Here is a 20,758-nt window from a genome sequence, read left to right on the forward strand (position 1 = left end):
AATTGTTTGGACGGTGAGGTTATGTTTGTATCTGAAGCTTTGAAAATAAATAAAATGGGGCACTTGGAAATTGGCGGTTGTGATACCGTAGATTTAGTAAGAAAGTTTGGGACACCCCTGTATGTAATGGATGAAGGATTGATAAGAAAAAACTGTAAAATATATAAAGAATCCATGGATAAATATTATAATGGTAATGGACTGGTTCTTTTTGCAAGTAAAGCTTTCTGTACTATGGCAATGTGCAAAATTGCGGAGCAGGAAGGTTTAGGACTTGATGTAGTTTCCGGAGGAGAGCTTTACACAGCTGTAAAGGCTGGATTTCCTATGAATAAGGTCTACTTCCATGGAAACAACAAAACAATTGATGAGTTGAAACTTGCTATAGAACACGATATTAGAAGAATAGTAGTGGATAATAAGGAAGAATTGAAGAATATCAACGATATAGCTTCAGGTATGGGCAAGGTTGTGAATATTTCTTTCAGGATAAAGCCTGGAATAGATGCGCATACCCACGATTTTGTTCAGACAGGACAGATTGATTCCAAATTCGGTGTAGCTCTTGAAAATGGTGAGGCACTGGAAATAGTAAGTATGGCATCGGAAATGGCAAATGTAAAAGTTGCAGGAGTGCACTGCCATATCGGTTCGCAGATATTTGATCTTGCTCCCTTTGAATTGGCTGCAAAGGTAATGTTGAACTTTATAGCTGAAGTTAAGGAAAAGGTTGGTTTGGAAATCGAAGAGCTAAATCTTGGCGGCGGTTTTGGAATAAAATATATACCCGAACATGATCCTATCGAATACGATCACTATATAGAATCCGTATCAAAAGTAGTAAAAAGTATTTGTGAAGACAAAAGAATCAAACTTCCGTTTATTGTAATGGAACCCGGAAGATCCATAGTTGCTCCGGCAGGAATAACTCTTTATACTGTTGGTGCGGTAAAGGACATAAAGGAAGTAAGAAAATATGTTTCTGTAGACGGTGGTATGGCAGATAACCCCAGATATGCGCTATATCAGTCTCCTTATGATGCAGTGCTTGCAAATAAGCCTGATGCGGGTAAGGTTGAAAAGGTGACTATTGCAGGAAAATGCTGTGAGTCAGGTGATATTCTTATTAAGGATATATTCATGCCTGAAATCAAAGTAGGGGATATTGTAGCTGTTTTAGCAACCGGGGCGTACAACTATTCTATGTCCAGCAACTATAACCGTATCACCAGACCTCCGGTAGTTCTGGTGAAGGATGGGAAAGCGCGTCTTATAATAAAAAGGGAAGATTACGAAGATATCGTAAGAAATGATGTATTACCGGAAGATCTATAAATCTTCAGACAAAAATAGTAGTCTAAAATAGTGTTTTGTGAGGGTAAAATGCAAAACAAAACTGTGTTTTTAGCTATAATTGCTATATTCGCATATTCGGCATTTAGGGTTTGGCAGGGAATACAAGATGAAGGACAGAGCTTTTTGCGTATGCTCAGCCTTACCATGCTGCTTGCTGGAATTGCTTTATTGATAGTAAGCAGAATGAAAGCCTTCATGAGAAAAATAAACAGGGATTATAAAAATAAAGGAACTCGCTAGAGTTCCTTTATTTTTAAATCCTGAACAGGCTATATAAGAAATTATAAATGAATTCTACAGGTTTTCCGATTACAATTCTTGATAAAGGTGAAAGAACAAAAATAATTAGAATAAACATACTGTATTGTTCAATTTTAAATAAAGCATCCCGGTATCTGTATGGTACAAAATTTGCAATGACGTGATATCCGTCCAGCGGCGGGATAGGTATAAGGTTGAATACAAGAAGCATTATATTTATCCATATAGTGTAGCCAAATAAAGTGAGTAAAATTGAAAAAGCAGTTTCTCCCATTAAACTATAAAGATCAAAGACCAGGGAAATTTTCATAAGTATTGTAAAAAATACGGCAACCACAAAATTCATCGCAGGACCTGCCAGGGAAACTATTATTTCATCCCTGCCGGGGTTTTTGTAATATCTTGGATTTACCTGTACGGGCTTAGCCCAGCCAAAGCGTGCAAACAAAATAAACAGAAAACCCAATATATCTATATGCGCTCTTGGCGACAAAGTCAATCTGCCCTGACTTCTTGGTGTAGGATCACCCAGCCTGTCGGAAGCAAAAGCATGTGCAAATTCATGGAAAGACAACCCTATAAGAATCCCGGGTATGGTTAACAACATTCTCTGAATATCAAAATCAAACATAAGACACTCCTACTATAAGATGATTAACAAAAGTTTACCAGATGATTTTTATATTGTCCATATATTTCGAAACTTAGACCTTACCTTATATTATTTATTGTAAATATAACGAATAATATGCTAATATATTATTATCTTTTGATGCAGGTACAACACAGCTAGGAGAGTGAGTTATTAATGGGAAAAGGGACTATATTAAGTGGAATGAGACCAACGGGAGCTTTGCACCTGGGTAATTATTTTGGTGCTCTTGAAAACTGGATAAAGCTTCAGGATGAATACAATTGTAATTTTTTTGTAGCGGACTGGCATGCTCTCACAACGGGTTATGAAGATACCTCCGGTATAAAAAACAATATAAATGATGTAGTTGTTGACTGGTTAAGCGCTGGTTTGGACCCGGAAAAATGTACGATGTTTTTGCAGTCCAGTATCAAGGAGCATGCAGAGCTGCACCTTCTGTTTTCTATGTCCACGCCCTTGTCGTGGCTGCTGAGGACTCCGACGTACAAGGATCAGCTTGCACAGATGAAGGATAAAAATATTACGACATATGGTTTTCTTGGGTATCCTTGCCTACAGGCAGCAGATATACTGATTTATAAAGGACAGTATGTTCCTGTAGGGGAGGATCAGGTTCCCCATGTCGAGCTTACAAGGGAGATTGCCAGGAGGTTTAATTATCTGTTTGGCGAAGTTTTTCCCGAACCTAAGCCATTACTGACAAAAGCCAAGGTATTGCCAGGGCTTGATGGCAGAAAGATGAGCAAGAGCTATGGAAATACAATAGCCCTGTCTGACAGTCCGGATGAAGTAAAGAAAAAGGTAAGTACTATGATAACAGACCCTGCAAGAATACGTAAGGATGATCCGGGGCATCCTGAAGTGTGCGCTGTTTACGCATTTCATAAGGTATTTAATGAAGGGGAAGTAGAAGAAATAGAACAGCAGTGTACAGGAGGAAAAATCGGCTGTGTTCAGTGCAAGCGCAATCTTGCAGAAAAAATGGTGAACTATATGACTCCAATTTATGAAAGAAGACAGCAGATAATTCAGAATCCAGGATATGTTAAAGAAGTGATAGAACACGGTAACACCAAAGCGAGGGAAATAGCTCAAAAAACTATGGAAGAAGTGCGTTCTGCTATGAAAATTGATTGGTGAGGGAAAAATGGAGAGTTCACTTACAAAAGCCTGTCAGATTAAAATACAGAATTTTGAAGGACCTTTTGATCTGCTTTTTCACCTGATAGAAAAGAATCAAGTTAATATTTATGATATACCTGTTAATGAGATTACCGATCAGTATATGGAGTATTTGTTTGCTATGCAGGAAATGGATCTGGAAATAGCAAGTGAATTTCTTGTAATGGCTGCAACTCTGCTTCATATAAAATCAAGAATGCTTCTGCCTGACAAAAAGGAGAAGCGGGAGGAAGAGGTCGATCCGAGGGAAGAACTTGTACTAAAGCTTATTCAATATAAGAAATATAAGGAGTTTTCCCAGGCTTTGAAGCAAAGGGAAAAAGAGTGGGAAAAGGTTTTTTACAAACTTCCGGAGCTTATTGAATTCAAGAGGGATGATGAGATTCTGGAGCTTTCTCCTGAAGAACTAAAAAGGGTATACGTGGCAATGCTGGAAAGAAACAGGAAGAAGCTGAATAATACAGCCGGTAAGATGGCTCAGATCATACAGCATGAGAAAGTATCACTTAAAAGCAAGATGAGGGAGATTGTTAGAAATCTTATAAATAAAGCGTATGTAACTTTTTCCGAGGTATTTTTTTCGAAGGGAAAGTCGAGGACAGAGATAGTTACGGGATTTTTAGCTATGCTTGAACTTAGCAAACTTAAAAAGGTCCGTATCGAACAGCAAAAGCAATTTTCAGAAATACTGATATATAAGAATAATGATAATCTCGAAGAAATCGAAGATGAAAAAGTTGGTGTTTTGTGAGGGGACTTAAATGGAAATAAAAGAGATAGAAGCTGTGATCGAGGGTTTGTTATTTGCTGCCGGAGACACAGTTTCCCTGGAGAAAATTGCAGAAGCAATAGAGGTTGATAAAAAGACTACGAGACTTATTCTAAGTAATATGACAGTCAATTATCACAATTCGAAGAGAGGAATAATGCTGAGAGAAATAAATGGAGGCTATCAGTTATGCACCCGTCCGGAGCATCATGAATATATAAAGAGGCTTTTCGAACCAAGACAGAAACAAGGATTATCTCAGGCAGCATTTGAGACGCTGGCAATAATAGCTTATAACAAACATATCACCAGAGCTAAAATTGAGCAGATAAGAGGAGTAAACTCTGATAGTGCAATTACAAGGCTTTTAGAGAGAAATCTTATAAAAGAAGCAGGAAGACTGGATGCACCGGGTAAACCTATGGTTTATGAAGCTACAGAGGAATTTTTCAGAAGTTTCGGTTTCTCTTCATATAGTGATCTTCCCTTGCTGGAAATGAATGAACTTGAAGAGGTTAAAGAAGACGGTACCTTGTAGTAATTTATTATAATTTGCATGTGTATTTTTGACTATAACAGGAAAAAATAGCTAGATGAGGTGTTAAAATGCTTTATCTGGTTATTTTTTTAGTTTTTTTAACGGCTATATTGGTTACTCTGCTTATTCTCAAAGCGAAGGTACTGCTGGAATTTATAAGAGATGGATATGACGATCACTTTATCATATCGTTGCATATACTCGGAGGGCTGATAAGTTATAAGTATGAAGTACCATTAATTAATATTGAAAAAAATGGCGTCAGGATTACCAAGGTAAAAGAGAAGAGGGATATAAAAGATGCAGAAGAAAAAGCCGACAGGGATGTGAATTTCTTCAGTATATTTGAAAAGATTAAGGCCATACTTAAGGCCAGGGATGAAAACAGGGAAACAATCTGTGAGATCCGGAAATATTTAAGAGGGAAGCTGGTATTGAAGAATTTTAAGTTCGAAGCAGAGCTGGGTGCAGGGGATGCTTTCTATACAGGTATTCTTACAGGTGTGGCGTGGATTATCGTAGGCAGCTTATCTTCTTATGTGCTGAATAATGTCAAGAATATAGACAATTGTATAAAAGTGGAAAGTAATTTTAATGAAAAAAAACTTAATGTAAATCTGCATTGCATATTTAGCATTAGAATAGTCCATATTATAGTAGTAAGGTTAAAAATTATGAAAATCAAAGCAAGATCGCGACAAACAAATGAGAAGATAGGCGGTGGTTTGAGTGGCTGAGCAACATCCGATACAAGGTCTTATGACAACAGCTATGGAAAGCATCAAAGATATGGTTGATGTAAACACAATAGTAGGCGATGCGGTCCAAGCGCCGGATGGAACTGTAATAATTCCTATTTCAAGGGTATCCTTTGGTTTTGCTGCAGGAGGAGGAGAATTCAACTCATGCTGTGAAGTGAAGGAAAGAGAAGATGGCGAGGAAGAAGGCAGCGGAAAAACCGGCCCAAAGTATCCGTTTGCAGGAGGAAGCGGAGCCGGAGTAAGTATAAATCCTGTAGCATTCATGGTAGTTGGACAGAATCAGATAAAACTGTTACCTGTAAATGTAAACTCCTCGGTTGATAAGATTTTAGATTTGATACCCGAGCTTATAGAAAAAGCCAATGAAACAATAAGAAAGAAAATAACAGTAAAAAAGGAAGTCAGTACTGGTGATACAACCGGGAAAATTACACGGGAAATAGAAAATGAATAAGTGGGACTAACTAAGCCCACTTTTTTGCTATAATTAAAGATTTACCAAAAAATCTTTTTGGCATTTTTATTGTTTTAGTGTTAAAATAGTTACTAGCACACTTACTGGTATTTATAGTACACTATTATTAATTGTATGTTATGAATTTATCTTTATATTATACAGCAAAAGTGTCAATGGGGGATTTGGTATGATTTGTAAGGAAACTAATGTTCAACTGGAAAAGCTGCTTTCAAAGGGAAGTGTAGTGTATGTGAAACATTCCGGAATGTATGAGCCTTCATTGAGTGTAGTACAAAAGATCAATGAAAGAGAGATGCATATAAGCATACCTGAGGCCTTAATAGAAAGCAATGTATTAGTGGGTGATTGTTTAAGCTGCCAGCAAATAGATGGTGAATTTGAGTATGTTTTTCAGGGAATAGTTAATGATATAGAAATCAAACAACCAGGCTCTATATGTGTTTTTATAGAAAAAGTGAGCAAGTTTAAGAATAATAGGCTTTTTAAAAGATATTCCGTAAACTTTCAGGCAGACATATTAATGGCTGGGTCTGATGAAAGTATTTATTCGATTGTAAAAAATATCAGCATAATAGGTGCGGGAGTAATATCAAAGCAACACCTATATAAAGATACAATTATTACACTGAAAATTGCTACATTTATAAGCTGTGATGAAATGCTTGAATTCAAGGCAAAAATAGTACGGATTATAAAAAATGAAAATTTTTATGAATATGGTATTGAAATCATAGATATTGATAGTAAAAACAAAGATATCTTGGACAAGGTTATATTCTGTCTGAATACCAATGAAAATATATTTATTGAAGATTTACTGTAATAAATAAATTTGATAATAGGAAATAATATGGAACAGGTAAGATTGCAGAAATATCTGGCAGAGGCTGGTATTGCTTCTCGGAGAAAATCCGAAGAGCTGATACGGGATGGGCGTGTAACAGTTAATGGGGTCAGGATATCTGATATGGGTATGAAGGTCACCGGTAATGATTTGGTTAGCGTAGATGGTAAAAAGGTTGTTTTGGGAAAAAACAAAATATATATAATGCTAAATAAACCAGTAGGTGTAGTCACTACAGTAAAAGACCAGTTCGGAAGGCCTACAGTAATTGATCTGGTAAAGAATATAGATGAACGTGTCTATCCGGTGGGAAGACTTGATTATGACACTTCAGGACTTTTGATTCTTACAAATGACGGAGAATTTACGTACAGACTGACTCATCCCAAACATGAAATGAAAAAGGTATACCTTGCTGAAGTAGAAGGTATTCCGGAACAGAGTGATTTGGAGCAATTCCGAAATGGTATAAGGATTGAAGATTATACTACATCACCGGCTGAAATAAAAATAGTTGGTACGGGAAAAGCAGCCTCGGATAAAAGACAGGATATATCGTCTTTACTGCAGATCACTATCCATGAAGGTAAGAACAGACAGGTAAGAAAGATGTGTGAAGCAATCAAGCATCCGGTAATTAAACTTAAGCGGATAGCGATAGGTGATGTGAAACTTGGAGATTTGGAAGAAGGAAAATGGAGATATCTTAGTAAAGAGGAAATCCGTTGGCTGAACATTTAGGCGGGTATCAAGGGTTCAACCAGCGGATTTTGCTTATCGGCTATTTCTTTTTATGATGTGATTTATAGCTTGCACAAAGAGTTTCATCATATGGTGCTCCACTATCAGATTTGGCGGCAGCACTTACCTGGATAGCATCCAATGTACATAGATTTTCCTTTGGTGTATTATAAATACAGCTTCCTACAGAACATAGAATTCTTTGACAGTTTGCCATAGATATATACCTCCCGATAAAAATTCTTTGTACAACACTATTATTTTATGTATTTACATTTATTTTATATATGTATATATTTTTAAAAATGTATTTTAATATAGATTTTTTATAATAAGCCCCATGTTTCTGATTTTAGCACCAAAAAAGGCCTGTAGCTGTTTTGTCAGCTGCAAGCCATGGGTAGGTGTTTTGCTAAAAAGGAAATTGATTCATATAATCTCCTAAACCGGAGGCTACACTGGCAATTAAAACTATTAATACAATAAATAAAACTATACCGGTAACAATTTTTATGATTGTAGTTATCCCAAAGAGTTTAAAGTACTTTCCAAAGGAATTCATTGAGTCAGAAAGCCTTGAAAGATCATTTGATGATAAATACCGTTTTATTGAGTCTGATGCATTTAAAAGTTTTACACCTGAAATAATAAGAATAACACCTATAAAAGGTGACGAAATTCCTATAATAAGATACATTGAGGCTGAAAGTGTATAAACATTGCCTAATGCCTGATTTATTGCGTTGGTATTAGTATCTTGACCTACAAATGAAGCAAAACTTATCAGAAGGGATAATAAACTTCCCAAACAGGTTAAAGCACCTACAATGATATTAATAACTGCCCTGAAAGTACTCCAACCGGAGAGGCTTCTTAACTCCTTTAAAGAAAAGCTTATGTTTACACTTTGTTGGTTTGAAATTTGGGAATAACCGTTATATATGTTTGGCTCAACGGGAGCTGGCTGCTGATACTGGTTAGTATTTTCCGGCTCTTGGTTATTCGTTCCCTGGTTTCCGATTTCGTCCATTGTATTTCCCCCTCTTATATATTAGACATATTGCAAAAACATTATACCATTTCAGGAAATAAAGTGTAAATTGAATTTTTTACTTTAGATGAAAACACTTTTCTGTTTGTTATTGAAAATTTTATAGTATATTGTAGTCCAATTGTTTTTCATTAATTAATATTATGTATACACTATTGCTTTTTATTCAAAGGTTTTTTTAGAAAATTGTTTTATTTATTTGCCCTGAATAATAGAAGATGGTAAAGTAATGTATGTGTATAATTATTTCATGTGGAGGATTGTATGTTAGGTTTGTTGTTGATTCTTGTAATTGGCCTGTGCTTTTGTATATATAATCATTGGTTCCAGAAGGAAAAATATAAAAGGCTTATGGATGAAGAAATAATGAAGCAGAATAAGTTTAGCTCTCCAACTGCATGGCTATTCTATACATTAATATTTTTAGCAGGAATTTTCATTTTTTTCGGCTACTATGTATATGATTTATTTATTGAGATATTCAAGCTGAGCAAAACTTAGCTTAATATCCAGGTATATATAGGCTTTGGCTTGCTTCGTAAAGAATTATTTTGACAAAGTATACTTTCCAATTTAAAATTATAATGTTTGTAAAAAAAATGCCTATTCTTCTTTATTTTATAGATGTGGGAGGTTTTGTGATGTATCCAGCTCAATTGGGTTTTAAAATGCCGCCTGAATGGACCAAGCATGCCGGTACTTTTATGGAATGGCCTATAAAGGAAGCTCTATGGCCTGAACCTTATGAAGAGGTTTTAGAAGCTTTTGCAGATGTAGCAAAGAAAATTTCCAGATTTGAACCGGTTATGATGATAGCAAAGCCGGATCTCAGCGAGCAGGCAGTACGCTTCTGCGGCTCTGGGATAAAGATACTTGAAATGTCTCATGACGATTCGTGGATGCGCGATAATGGGCCAACATTTGTAATAAATGATGAGGGTGAACTGGCAGGAGTGAACTGGAAATTCAATGCATGGGGAGGAAAATACCCGTGTGAAAACGATAATCTTGTTGCTTCTAAGCTTTTACACACGATAGAAGTACCGTGTTTTGACGCACCTATAGTTATGGAAGGCGGTTCAATCCATGTAGATGGAGAAGGGACCCTGATCACAACCGAGGAGTGCCTTTTAAACAAGAATAGAAATCCTCATATGACCAGGGAGCAAATAGAGGATATTATAAAGAAATACGTAGGCATACAGAAGATCATATGGTTGAAAAAAGGACTTTATGGAGATGACACGGATGGACATGTGGATAATGTAGCATGTTTTGCGCGACCGGGTACGGTATTGATTCAGACGACTAAAAACCCTGAAAATCCGAATTGCCAAAGATCGGTTGATAATCTCGAAATACTAAGAAACACAACGGATGCAAAGGGTAGGAAATTTGAAATAATTGAAATAGAACAACCCGATGAAGGTTATTATAATGGTGCATATCTGACACTGAGTTATCTGAATTTTTACTTTGTAAATGGTGGTGTCATTTTACCGGTTTTTGGAGGCAAGTATTCCAGGACAGATAAAAAGGCTGAGGAAGTTTTAAAAAATACCTTTCCAGAGAGGGAGATAGTAACAGTTAACGGATTACCTATAATAAGGGGCGGGGGAAATGTACATTGCATTACCCAGCAAATGCCTGTAGGTATCCCGGCAAAAATCAGACAGGAATGACAGCACTTTATAGAGGTATATATTTGAAATGAGGCTAAGGAGGTTATTATGAGGAAAGTAACGGTAGCAGCAACGCAAATGAGCTGTACATGGGACATAAGAGAAAATATAAATAAGGCCGAAAAGCTTGTTCGTGATGCAGCTTCAAAGGGTGCTAATATTATTTTGCTGCAAGAGCTCTTTGAAACCCCCTACTTTTGTCAGAAGGAAGATATTGAGTATTATAAATATGCAGAACCAGTAGAGAAAAATACTGCAGTATCACACTTCAAAAAGGTGGCCAGAGAGCTTAGTATAGTTCTTCCGATAAGCTTTTATGAGAGAAAGAATAATGCAAGATATAATTCAGTGGCAGTCATAGACGCTGATGGTGAAGTTTTGGGAGTGTACAGGAAAACTCATATTCCGGATGGGCCTGGATATGAAGAAAAATTTTACTTTAATCCGGGTGATACAGGCTTCAGGGTGTGGGATACCAAATACGCCAGAATAGGTGTAGGAATATGCTGGGACCAGTGGTTTCCTGAAACTGCTAGATGTATGACGCTGATGGGTGCTGAACTGCTCTTTTATCCAACAGCCATAGGGTCAGAGCCTGAGGAGTCGGCTGATGCGGCAGTAGATTCAAGGGATCACTGGCAACTATGCATGCGTGGGCACTCTGCTTCAAATATTATTCCGGTGGTTGCATCAAATCGTATCGGGGCTGAAAAAATAAAGGATTCAAGTATTACTTTCTATGGTTCATCATTTATCACAAACCATGTAGGCGAAAAGGTGGCTGAGGCGGATAGGGGTTCCGAAACTGTCGTCGTTTCCGAATTCGATATTGATCAGATTGATGTATACAGAAGTTCATGGGGGATTTTCAGAGACAGAAGACCTGAGATGTATAAAGCTATAATGACCAGTGATGGATGTGTATAAATAAGCATACTGACACAAGAGGTTAGGTTAACAGGAGAGTCAGGGCGTATGCTGCTTATACGGCTTTGGTCCTGTAGCAATAAGCAGTACTATAGGAGTGGTGGATTTGTTTATAATAAAGAATTCCCTTGGACAATCCCATGATATAATAAGTCAGGTAGTAACAGAGGGGGATACTGTAATAGATGCTACAGCCGGAAATGGAAACGACACTGTCTTTTTAGCAGGTTTGGTTAAAGATAGTGGAAAAGTGTATTCATTTGACATACAGCAGCAGGCACTGGAAAAAACTAAAAAAAGGCTAAGTGAAAAAGGATTTGCTGACAGGGTAGAACTTATAAACGACGGGCATCAGAATATGGGATTATACGTGAAAACCGGTGTGAAAGCGGTTATGTTCAATCTTGGGTATTTACCCGGGGGAAATCATAATATCGGCACAAAAGGGGAAACCACAATAAAGGCAATAGAGAAGGCTATGGAACTCTTGAAGGTATCAGGAGTAATATCAATTGTGGTCTATTACGGAGGGGACAGCGGCTTCGATGAGAAGGAAGAAGTCCTGGAATATATAAAGAGAATAGATTTTAAAAAGTTTTCTGTTCTTCAGTCAGAGTTTGTTAATCAGCCTAATTGTCCTCCTATACTGGTATGTATACAGAAGTACAGTGAATAAAAAGCTCCGGCATTTTCATACAAATGCCGGAGCTTTTATTAATATATGAGAAATTAATTTGACATATTTAGGGAAATGTTTAGTTTTAATTGCTTTTTTACCAGGAAATTATTGCATTGAAATAAAAATTAAGATATAATTTTCATAATAATTAGTACCAGGTAATAATTTCATTTACTAATGAAATTGTTATAAAACATGAAAAAATCGGTATTATAATACTTATCCGGAAAATAAGTACATGATAAAAACATAAAACGTGATAATACGTTTTAAATCTTAAGGATATGAGGTGTAGAAAAATGTCAACAGTCGATAAAATAAAAGAGCTCCATGAGAGACGCGCGAGAGTTGAAACGGCAGGGGGAGCAGAAGGTATTGAAAAGCAGCATAAAGCAGGAAAACTCACAGCCAGGGAAAGGCTTCTGACACTTTTTGATGAGAACAGCTTTGTAGAAATGGACGCATACATAGAAAGCAGGGCTATAGATTTTGATATGCAGAAAAAGAAAGTACCGGGTGATGGTGTTGTTACCGGATATGGTACTGTAGATGGAAGGCTTGTATATGCATCGGCACAGGATTTTACCGTAATAGGCGGCTCACTGGGTGAAATGCATGCTTTAAAGATTACAAAAGCAATGGATATGGCAATAAAAATGGGAGCACCTTTTATTTGTATGAATGACTCAGGTGGAGCGAGAGTTCAGGAGGGTGTAGATTCTTTAAAAGGATATGGAGATATTTTTTATAGAAATACGCTTGCATCGGGAGTAATACCTCAGATATCAATTATAATGGGACCTTGTGCAGGTGGTGCCGTTTATTCACCTGCAATAACAGACTTTATTTTTATGGTGGAAAAAACGAGTTATATGTGTATCACAGGTCCTGAGGTAATAAAGTCCGTAACAGGTGAAATAGTTACAACAGAACAATTAGGTGGGGCGGATATACATAATTCCGTTAGTGGTGTAGCACATTTCAAATATACCAATGAGCAGGATTGTATTAATGAAATAAAAAGACTTATAAGCTTCCTGCCTGACAACAATTTGTCGGATGCACCTGCATACATAAGCCAGGATGATGCAAACAGAATAGCATCAGAGTTAAACGAAATTATCCCTGATGGAGCCAATAAGCCTTATGATATCAAGGATGTTATTGTAAGGGTTGTGGATAACGGTGACTTCATGGAGGTTCAGCAGCACTTTGCACAGAATATATTTATCGGTTTTGGAAGAATGAATGGAAGTACCGTAGGAATAATTGCTAATCAGCCTAATTTTTCAGCTGGCGTCCTGGATGTGAATTCTGCTGACAAGGCTGCAAGGTTTGTCAGATTCTGTGATTCTTTCAATATTCCTTTGGTTACATTTACGGATGTACCAGGTTATCTGCCGGGAGTAGGACAGGAGCACAGCGGAGTAATAAGACATGGGGCAAAGTTATTGTATGCTTTCTCAGAAGCAACTGTTCCAAAGATAAACGTTATATTGAGAAAAGCTTATGGCGGAGCATATATAGCTATGAACAGCAAACACCTTGGAGCGGACGTGGTACTTGCATGGCCTTCTGCAGAAATAGCAGTTATGGGTCCTGAAGGAGCTGCAAACCTGATATTCAGGAAGGCTATAAACGAAGCAGCTGATCCGGCAGAGGAAAGAAAGAAAAAGATAGAAGAGTATAGGGATAAATTCTCAACTCCTTACGTAGCAGCAGCAAGAGGATATGTTGATGATGTAATCGAACCATCTGAAACAAGGGCCAGATTGATTAACGCTCTGGAAATGCTGGCTAGCAAGAGGGAGACAAGACCTTCAAAGAAGCATGGAAATATTCCGCTGTAATATAAAAACCTTAAAATAAAAATTTAGGAGGATTCTTATGAAAAAATTCTTGATAAAAGTGAACGGAAATCAGTATGAAGTAGAAGTCGAGGAAGTAAAAGTAGAAGGTGCAGCTCCACAAGCCGCAAAAGCTGCTCCGGTTTCTGCCCCGGTTGCGCCGGCAGCTCCTGCAGCTCCTGCACCAAAGGTAGATACTGCTGTACCTGCTGGAGCTGCTACAGTAAAAGCTCCAATGCCTGGAACAATCCTTAAGGTGAATGTAAATGCAGGTGATTCAGTTAAAAAAGGACAAGTATTATTAGTTCTTGAAGCTATGAAGATGGAAAATGAAATAGTTTCTCCGGCTGACGGAAAAGTTGCAACTATAAATGTTGCAAAGGGTAGTACTGTAAATGCAGGCGATGTAATGGTTTCAATCGGATAAATTGTAAGATAAGGATCAGGATGAAAATCTTAATCTTTATCTTAAAATCTCATTATTATTTAAAGGAGATTTTAGATATGGGTAAAGTAAAGATCACCGAAACGGTTTTAAGGGATGCGCATCAATCCTTGATTGCAACCAGAATGAAGATTGATGAGATGCTCCCTATATTGGAAAAACTCGATAATATAGGATATAACTCCCTTGAAGCATGGGGGGGCGCAACTTTTGACGCATGCCTGAGGTTTTTGAATGAAGATCCTTGGGAAAGACTGAGAAAAATAAAAGATAAGGTTAAAAAAACCAGGCTTCAAATGCTTCTAAGAGGACAAAACCTACTTGGATATAAGCATTATGCAGATGATGTAGTCGAATATTTCGTTCAAAAAGCTGTTGCAAACGGAATGGACATAATCAGGATATTTGATGCTTTAAATGATGTAAGAAATATAGAAACTGCAATAAAGGCTTGTAAAAAAGAAGGCGGACATGCACAAGGTACAGTATGCTACACCATAAGTCCGGTGCATACTCTTCAGCATTTTGTAAATGACGCAAAAACTCTTGAAGAAATGGGCGCTGATTCTATATGCATAAAGGATATGGCAGGCTTGCTGATACCATACGAGGCATATGAACTGGTAAAAGCTATGAAGGAAAATGTAAAAGTACCTATTCAGCTTCATACCCACTACACCAGCGGAGTTGCAGCAATGACATACCTTAAGGCGATAGAAGCGGGCGTTGATATCGTAGATTGTGCTATATCACCTATGGCTCTTGGTACGTCACAGCCACCAACAGAACCTTTGGTAGCAACACTAAAGGGAACTGAGTATGATACGGGATATGACCTTAATCTGCTAAGTGAGATTGCAGATTATTTCAGACCTTTAAAGGACAGCTATGTCCAGAGTGGATTACTCGATGTAAAAATGATGGGCGTAGATGTAAACGCTCTTATTTACCAGGTTCCGGGCGGTATGTTGTCAAACCTTGTTTCACAGCTGAAACAATCCAATGCCATGGATAAATACGAAGAGGTTCTGAAAGAAGTACCAAGAGTAAGAGAAGATTTTGGATATCCTCCTTTAGTAACTCCCACAAGTCAGATAGTCGGTACGCAGGCTGTATTGAATATATTGACCGGTGAAAGGTACAAGATGGTGCCAAAGGAATCAAAGGGTGTTGTAAAAGGTGAGTATGGTAAAACACCAGCCCCTATACCCGAGGAAATCAAAAAGAAGATTCTTGGTGAAGAGGAACAGATTACATGCAGACCTGCAGACTTGATTGAACCTGAACTGGATAAGATAAGAGAACAAATTAAAGAATATATGGAGCAGGATGAGGATGTACTATCCTTTGCACTTCTGCCACAACCGGCGGAAAAATTCTTTAAATACCGTCAGGAAATGCGTAATAAAAAAGATAATCCGGCTGGTGAAAGTAATGATGAAATTATGGCTGTAATTTCTGCGGCGGTTGCATCTATGGAGACAACTCCAGGACACAAGCTTGTAGTAAAATCCTTCAGAAGGGTGCCTCAGACTGCTCCACTCTGGAGTACAGCCGGAAGGTTGCAGAGATTTCAATCGAAACTGTAAATGAAAATACATATAGAGAATTTTGCAGAAGACCAGTAAGCTGGAAATACTCCGGCTTACTGGTTTTTTCTTAAATGAGAACTATATTTATTACTAAAAAAAGAGAAGGAAATTGCTTTCCTTCCCTATAAAAAATCATTTTTTATCGAATCTTAACTATTTAGCGGCTGATTTTCTTCTTATCATCAGAAGTATGATTATAGCAATTGCTGCCAATAGTACAATTCCTGATAATACATAAATGATTGTATTTTTCACTGTTCCGGACCCGAGAGGACTCTTTGAATCTACCAGTACCATAGCTGTAAGGGCAGGTACTGTCAGTTTATTGCCCTTTACTTTGTCTAGTAGTTCAACACCGGCTTTCTCACTGTTTACAACTATATTCCAATCATCGGCAGGCAGAGTTATTTCCTTATCATCTTTATTTGCATTATACAAAACGGCAATGGTATTCCATGTATCACCATTAGCATTGTTATTCAGCGTATATCCAACCATGTTTTTGGGTATATTTTCCATGAATACTAAATTCTTCTGTACATCTTCGGTAGTTAGCATTCTGAAGGCAGGGTGTGTCTTACGCATAGTTATCAAGCCTTTATAGTACTCATATATATCCTTATATGTTGCTTTTCTGGACCAATCCAGTTGGTTTATATTATCTGGAGACCTGACACTGTCGCTGACCTTTTGTTTGGTAATCAAAAACTCTTCACCGCTCTTCATGAAGGGAATTCCCTGAGAGGTGAATACTATTGCCTGTGCCAGTTTATCCATCTTGATTCTGCTTTCTTCACTGTCATTAGGGTTGCTTATCTGAAGTTTATCCCATAGTGTATTGTTATCATGGCAAGAAGCATATGTGACTGTTTGTGTGGGATCCTTTGCATATGAGGCTTTTGAAATGATTACTTTTTCATAATTGATCTGAGGATGTTTTGTAGAGGCAACTACACCAAATTTGATTGTTTCTTCCATATCCTGTTTACCGCTTACAAAACCGTTATCTGTTAAATTAAATACATTCCCTTTGAGACCATCACGGATTTCATCACTAAAAACTGCAATGCCGTTAATCTTATGAGCGTTAGCTTTAATTGCCCTGTCCTCCACAGGCAATGGAGAACTTCCGCCGTTCCAACCTTCGCCATAAAGCAATATTGTCGGGTCAATTTTATTTAGTTCTTCACATATTATGTTCATTGTTTCTATATCATGCACACCCATAAGATCGAAGCGGAATCCGTCTATATGGTATTCGCTTACCCAGTATTTGAGTGAGTCGACTATAAGTTTTCTTACCATTGACCTTTCGGAGGCAGTCTCATTACCGCAGCCTGACCCGTTAGTATGTTTGCCCAGTTCATCCTTGCGATAGTAATAATCGGGGACAAGAAGGCTTAAGTTTGAATCATCGGCCTTAAAGGTATGATTATAAACTACATCCATAACTACACGAAGTCCATTTTCATGCATTGCCTTAACAGCCTGCTTGAATTCTTTAATACGGACTGCTCCGGAATATGGGTCGGTAGAATATGAACCCTCCGGCACATTGTAATTCTGAGGATCATAACCCCAGTTAAATTCATTTTTTTCAAGGCTAGTCTCATCTATAGTGTGATAGTCGTATGACGGCATCAAGTGCACATGGGTAATACCCAGATCAGATATATGGTCTATACCTGTTTTTTCACCCTCAGGACTTACTGTACCTTTCTCTGCAAATCCCAGGTATTTACCCTTGTTTTTTATTCCTGAAGTTTTACTCATAGAAAGATCTCTTACATGTATTTCATAAATAACAGCGTCTGTGAAGTTCTTAAATTCGGGTTTTGTATCTTTATCCCATCCCTCGGGATTTGTTTCCGATAAATCTACTACCATGGCACGTAGGCCATTTGCTCCAACCGATTTTGCATATGGATCAACACCTTCGTTGAAGTGTCCGTTTATATTTACTTTAAACGTATAAAACTTACCTTTGAGATCGCCGTCAACAACTGCAACCCAGGTACCGTTGATATCTTTTTTCATACTGATTTCCTTTTCAGGGCTTCCATTGAGGCATTCCTTGTATAATACAAGTTTAGCTTCATCTGTTGTAGGAGCCCATAAACGGAAGCTGGTTTTTTCTTTTGAGTAAGTTGCTCCCAGGTCATTTCCTTTGTATGTGAAAAGATCAGAAAATTCCTTGCTCCCAAAAACCTGACTCAGTATTAAAGCTGCCTCCTTATATCCTTCTTTATGGATTTTGTAGTTACCGTTAAAACTCAGATTATCCTTCGTTATTATAGTAAATTTTTTTGAATAACCCTCAGTGGTAGCATCTTTACTCAAAACCTTTTCAATATTGACAATTGTATTTCCGGCTTTTAGGATAAAACCGTCCTTATTGTCTTCTGTGATTTTTAAAGGAATATTTACCTCTGCTTCTATACGATTCATCCCGGAAACTCTTGCATTTTGTATCTTAGGTATACGATCTATGTCAGATACTTTGTATGTAACTCTGGGATCATCCTGCATCAGGTATACGTTAATTACACCTTTTGAATCAGCTTTTGAAACAAGTATAGCCCTGTCTGAATTTGTGTCTTTTGCGGCGAACTCATTGTCTGAGGTGCTTTTTCTAATGATAAGGCCTATATTTTTTTCATTTTTCATACCACTGAAATTTACTTCGGTAACTTTACCGAAAGAATCTTCACCGGTAAAGCTATATGATTTCCCTTTTCCGTCACTACCCTTCCATAGCCAGAAATTCCATCCGTCATAGTTGTTATCATAACGGAAGTAATGCAGCTTTACCGTCACATTATCAAATTTCGAAGCTTCAGGTTTTTTTACCTGGTCTGCAGAGGTGTAAGTATTTTCATCACCTGAAACCAACCATACCTCAGCGAGACCATTTTTAACATCTATATTTCTGTCTTTGTCTATATCCTTTTTCCAGTCGTTGGTTCTTACTATAAAACCGACCTTTTTTGCTTCTACAGGTAAAACTACGTTTGTTGATGTTCCATACTCATCTTCTTCAGTAAAATTATAGGCTTTGCCCTCCACACCATCTGCCCACATCCATACGTTCCATTTTGAATAATCTCCGTCAGCCCTGTAATAATGGATTTTTACAGTGGTTTTTCCTTCCGACCTGACTGTTAAAGGTCCAAAACCCACTATAATGCCCAGTGTAAAAAAACATACTGTGATTAGTGCCAGAATTTTTCTTTTCATCTGAAACCCCCTTAGTTAGTATTGTTGATTTATAAAACCATTTTCCACAAATAGTCAGTTTGCAACTAAGATGCAAACGATTACATGAAAAATGGAATATATACAAAAAGGCTTTTTTGAGTATTCTAAACTGTTGGAATGCCAGTAAATCCTGAAATTTCAACATTATATATATATTGGCAGGGTGACACATGCATTGTTAGTACTGCATGACATAGATTTAGTTTTTACTTAAAACTTAAGTAATGCAGATATATAAGGTATGAAACCGTTTTCATTAATATCTTGTTTATTAAATAATATAACATTAAAACCAAAATATTACAATAAAAATATATAAATGATTATGCGATGCTGTTTACCAGATGTGATTTTCTTCTTTCTTATAGCAATAATGATGCAGGTATATGTAGTTTGTCTTATTACTGTAATAGGAGAGTACTTTTACCTTGCTGCCTTTTTTGATATGTTTACCGCATTTTAGGCAAAAAAGACCTGAAAGGGAAGTGAAATCATCATAAATTTCGAGTTTAGTTCCTTCTATTTTAGACCAGCTTTTCCATCCGTTTTTACATAAACCAATCCTGTTTTCATAATCGGCAAAAACCCATCTCAGAAGTTTATGAAAGTGAAATGGGTAATGCGTATATTTTATGTATTGCTCGGGCAGGCCCAGCCTGATGGTATATAGTTCAAAATTCTTTTCGACTATTTCCTGAATGCGCCCTGTTATATGCGTACCGTACCAACAATAATTGTTATCATTAAGCCAGGTTTTTAGTTTTTCAAACATGTAACCTCTGCAAACTTCTATAGTTTCGCTAACTAACACCTTCAGCTCGGAAAATGCCTTCCTGACTATATTTACTACTTCATCAAGATAAAGCTTCTTTTTGAAGTTTTCCTTATCATATAACTCGACTGGAATAATATCAAAATAATACTCGTTTGTTTCAGGCCTGTAAACGCCGATACAGGTACCCCCAATAAAACTGCCACTGCCTGCATCATCTATTTGTATCATAAGATCCACCTTTATCTATAAACAAAACTGTTAGATTATTATCTGCATTATCAAAAACAGTATTCCTTAGTTTGCAATTTTGCAAGCACTTGATTTTTATCCTGCAAAAATGTAATATAGATATGAAATACACCTATTTTCGGGAGGTCGCACATGGAAGGAAAATCACAGGATTTGATTTCAAAGATTCATACAAGTATGCCTGAATTGAGTAAAGGACAGAGATTAATAGCCAACTATATAATAAATCATTATGATAAGGCAGCATTTATGACAGCCGCTAAACTTGGCGATATTGTGGGTATAAGCGAGTCTACGGTTGTAAGGTTTGCCATCGAGCTTGGATACGATGGTTATCCAAAGCTCCAGAAAGTGCTGCAAGAGTTAATAAAAAGTAAGCTTACAGCTGTCCAAAGAATAGAAGTTTCTTCAAAACGCATAAATGAAGAAAATGTAATTAAGAGTGTGCTTCAGGCCGATCTGGAGAAAATTAAGCTTACGATGGAAGAAATTAACCTTGATGAATTTAATACTATTGTGGAAAAAATATTAAAAGCAAAGAGAATATATATTCTTGGAGTAAGAAGTTCTGCTCCTTTGGCAAGCTTTCTGGGCTTTTATTTCAACCTTATGTTCGATAACATCAGACTTGTGCATACTACTAGTGTCAGTGAGATGTTTGAACAGAT

General features: G+C 37.2%; 22 protein-coding genes. 17 read left to right on the forward strand and 5 right to left on the reverse strand.

What is annotated here, in order from left to right:
• The first annotated feature begins 21 nt into the window (after positions 1 to 21).
• Positions 22 to 1,335 (forward strand): diaminopimelate decarboxylase, encoded by a 1,314-nt coding sequence (gene lysA, locus N3I35_08865; protein ID MCX8130195.1) that lies wholly within the window; start codon positions 22 to 24, stop codon positions 1,333 to 1,335.
• Between the two features lie 48 nt (positions 1,336 to 1,383).
• A complete protein-coding gene (locus N3I35_08870) occupies positions 1,384 to 1,596 on the forward strand; it encodes a hypothetical protein (protein ID MCX8130196.1) in 213 nt (70 codons plus the stop codon).
• A 13-nt stretch (positions 1,597 to 1,609) separates the two neighbouring features.
• Here N3I35_08870 and N3I35_08875 read toward each other — a convergent pair whose 3' ends face one another.
• Positions 1,610 to 2,248, reverse strand: coding sequence for a site-2 protease family protein (locus tag N3I35_08875; protein MCX8130197.1), 639 nt, complete (start codon positions 2,246 to 2,248; stop codon positions 1,610 to 1,612).
• Between the two features lie 177 nt (positions 2,249 to 2,425).
• Between N3I35_08875 and trpS the strand changes: the two genes are divergently transcribed.
• From trpS to N3I35_08910, 7 genes are all read left to right on the forward strand, one after another.
• Positions 2,426 to 3,412 carry a tryptophan--tRNA ligase gene (gene trpS / locus N3I35_08880; protein MCX8130198.1) on the forward strand — a complete coding sequence of 329 codons (987 nt, stop codon included), beginning with the start codon at positions 2,426 to 2,428 and terminating at the stop codon, positions 3,410 to 3,412.
• Positions 3,413 to 3,419: 7 nt separating this feature from the next.
• Positions 3,420 to 4,205: a segregation/condensation protein A gene (locus tag N3I35_08885; GenBank protein ID MCX8130199.1), complete on the forward strand. Its 786-nt coding sequence runs from the start codon at positions 3,420 to 3,422 to the stop codon at positions 4,203 to 4,205.
• Between the two features lie 10 nt (positions 4,206 to 4,215).
• Positions 4,216 to 4,761, forward strand: coding sequence for an SMC-Scp complex subunit ScpB (gene scpB / locus N3I35_08890; protein MCX8130200.1), 546 nt, complete (start codon positions 4,216 to 4,218; stop codon positions 4,759 to 4,761).
• Between the two features lie 68 nt (positions 4,762 to 4,829).
• On the forward strand, positions 4,830 to 5,498 hold the full coding sequence (locus N3I35_08895) for a DUF2953 domain-containing protein (GenBank protein MCX8130201.1): 669 nt from the start codon (positions 4,830 to 4,832) through the stop codon (positions 5,496 to 5,498).
• Positions 5,491 to 5,976: a GerW family sporulation protein gene (gene ytfJ, locus N3I35_08900; protein ID MCX8130202.1), complete on the forward strand. Its 486-nt coding sequence runs from the start codon at positions 5,491 to 5,493 to the stop codon at positions 5,974 to 5,976. The genes N3I35_08895 and ytfJ overlap by 8 nt, the downstream gene beginning before the upstream one ends.
• Before the next feature lie 190 nt (positions 5,977 to 6,166).
• Positions 6,167 to 6,823 (forward strand): PilZ domain-containing protein, encoded by a 657-nt coding sequence (locus tag N3I35_08905; GenBank protein MCX8130203.1) that lies wholly within the window; start codon positions 6,167 to 6,169, stop codon positions 6,821 to 6,823.
• Positions 6,824 to 6,850: 27 nt separating this feature from the next.
• Positions 6,851 to 7,585, forward strand: a complete 735-nt coding sequence (locus N3I35_08910) for an rRNA pseudouridine synthase (protein MCX8130204.1) — start codon at positions 6,851 to 6,853, stop codon at positions 7,583 to 7,585.
• A gap of 40 nt (positions 7,586 to 7,625) precedes the next feature.
• Here the strand turns inward: N3I35_08910 and N3I35_08915 are convergent, their stop codons facing one another.
• The gene (locus N3I35_08915; protein ID MCX8130205.1) at positions 7,626 to 7,802 is read right to left on the reverse strand and encodes a DUF1540 domain-containing protein; all 177 of its coding nucleotides are present in this window, start codon (positions 7,800 to 7,802) and stop codon (positions 7,626 to 7,628) included.
• Between the two features lie 195 nt (positions 7,803 to 7,997).
• A complete protein-coding gene (locus N3I35_08920) occupies positions 7,998 to 8,615 on the reverse strand; it encodes a DUF5362 domain-containing protein (GenBank protein ID MCX8130206.1) in 618 nt (205 codons plus the stop codon).
• Positions 8,616 to 8,900: 285 nt separating this feature from the next.
• Here N3I35_08920 and N3I35_08925 point away from each other — a divergent pair, with 285 nt between their 5' ends.
• From N3I35_08925 to N3I35_08955, 7 genes are all read left to right on the forward strand, one after another.
• Complete coding sequence (locus N3I35_08925) at positions 8,901 to 9,137, forward strand: hypothetical protein (protein ID MCX8130207.1); 237 nt, start codon at positions 8,901 to 8,903, stop codon at positions 9,135 to 9,137.
• Between the two features lie 140 nt (positions 9,138 to 9,277).
• The gene (gene aguA / locus N3I35_08930) at positions 9,278 to 10,318 is read left to right on the forward strand and encodes an agmatine deiminase (protein ID MCX8130208.1); all 1,041 of its coding nucleotides are present in this window, start codon (positions 9,278 to 9,280) and stop codon (positions 10,316 to 10,318) included.
• A 48-nt stretch (positions 10,319 to 10,366) separates the two neighbouring features.
• The gene (gene aguB / locus N3I35_08935; protein ID MCX8130209.1) at positions 10,367 to 11,245 is read left to right on the forward strand and encodes an N-carbamoylputrescine amidase; all 879 of its coding nucleotides are present in this window, start codon (positions 10,367 to 10,369) and stop codon (positions 11,243 to 11,245) included.
• 106 nt (positions 11,246 to 11,351) lie between these two features.
• Positions 11,352 to 11,921: a methyltransferase domain-containing protein gene (locus N3I35_08940; protein ID MCX8130210.1), complete on the forward strand. Its 570-nt coding sequence runs from the start codon at positions 11,352 to 11,354 to the stop codon at positions 11,919 to 11,921.
• 302 nt (positions 11,922 to 12,223) lie between these two features.
• Complete coding sequence (locus N3I35_08945; GenBank protein MCX8130211.1) at positions 12,224 to 13,774, forward strand: methylmalonyl-CoA carboxyltransferase; 1,551 nt, start codon at positions 12,224 to 12,226, stop codon at positions 13,772 to 13,774.
• A 37-nt stretch (positions 13,775 to 13,811) separates the two neighbouring features.
• Positions 13,812 to 14,198, forward strand: coding sequence for a biotin/lipoyl-binding protein (locus tag N3I35_08950; protein MCX8130212.1), 387 nt, complete (start codon positions 13,812 to 13,814; stop codon positions 14,196 to 14,198).
• 77 nt (positions 14,199 to 14,275) lie between these two features.
• A complete protein-coding gene (locus N3I35_08955) occupies positions 14,276 to 15,805 on the forward strand; it encodes an oxaloacetate decarboxylase subunit alpha (protein MCX8130213.1) in 1,530 nt (509 codons plus the stop codon).
• A gap of 156 nt (positions 15,806 to 15,961) precedes the next feature.
• Here the strand turns inward: N3I35_08955 and pulA are convergent, their stop codons facing one another.
• Complete coding sequence (pulA, locus tag N3I35_08960; protein MCX8130214.1) at positions 15,962 to 19,045, reverse strand: type I pullulanase; 3,084 nt, start codon at positions 19,043 to 19,045, stop codon at positions 15,962 to 15,964.
• Positions 19,046 to 19,403: 358 nt separating this feature from the next.
• Positions 19,404 to 20,069 carry a hypothetical protein gene (locus N3I35_08965; protein ID MCX8130215.1) on the reverse strand — a complete coding sequence of 222 codons (666 nt, stop codon included), beginning with the start codon at positions 20,067 to 20,069 and terminating at the stop codon, positions 19,404 to 19,406.
• A 153-nt stretch (positions 20,070 to 20,222) separates the two neighbouring features.
• On the opposite strand from N3I35_08965, the gene N3I35_08970 reads away from it, so the two are divergent.
• The coding region (locus N3I35_08970; protein MCX8130216.1) for a MurR/RpiR family transcriptional regulator at positions 20,223 to 20,758 on the forward strand (536 nt) is incomplete at its 3' end.

The sequence above is a fragment of the Clostridia bacterium genome (assembly GCA_026414765.1).
GTDB lineage: Bacteria > Bacillota > Clostridia > Acetivibrionales > DSM-27016 > SKW86.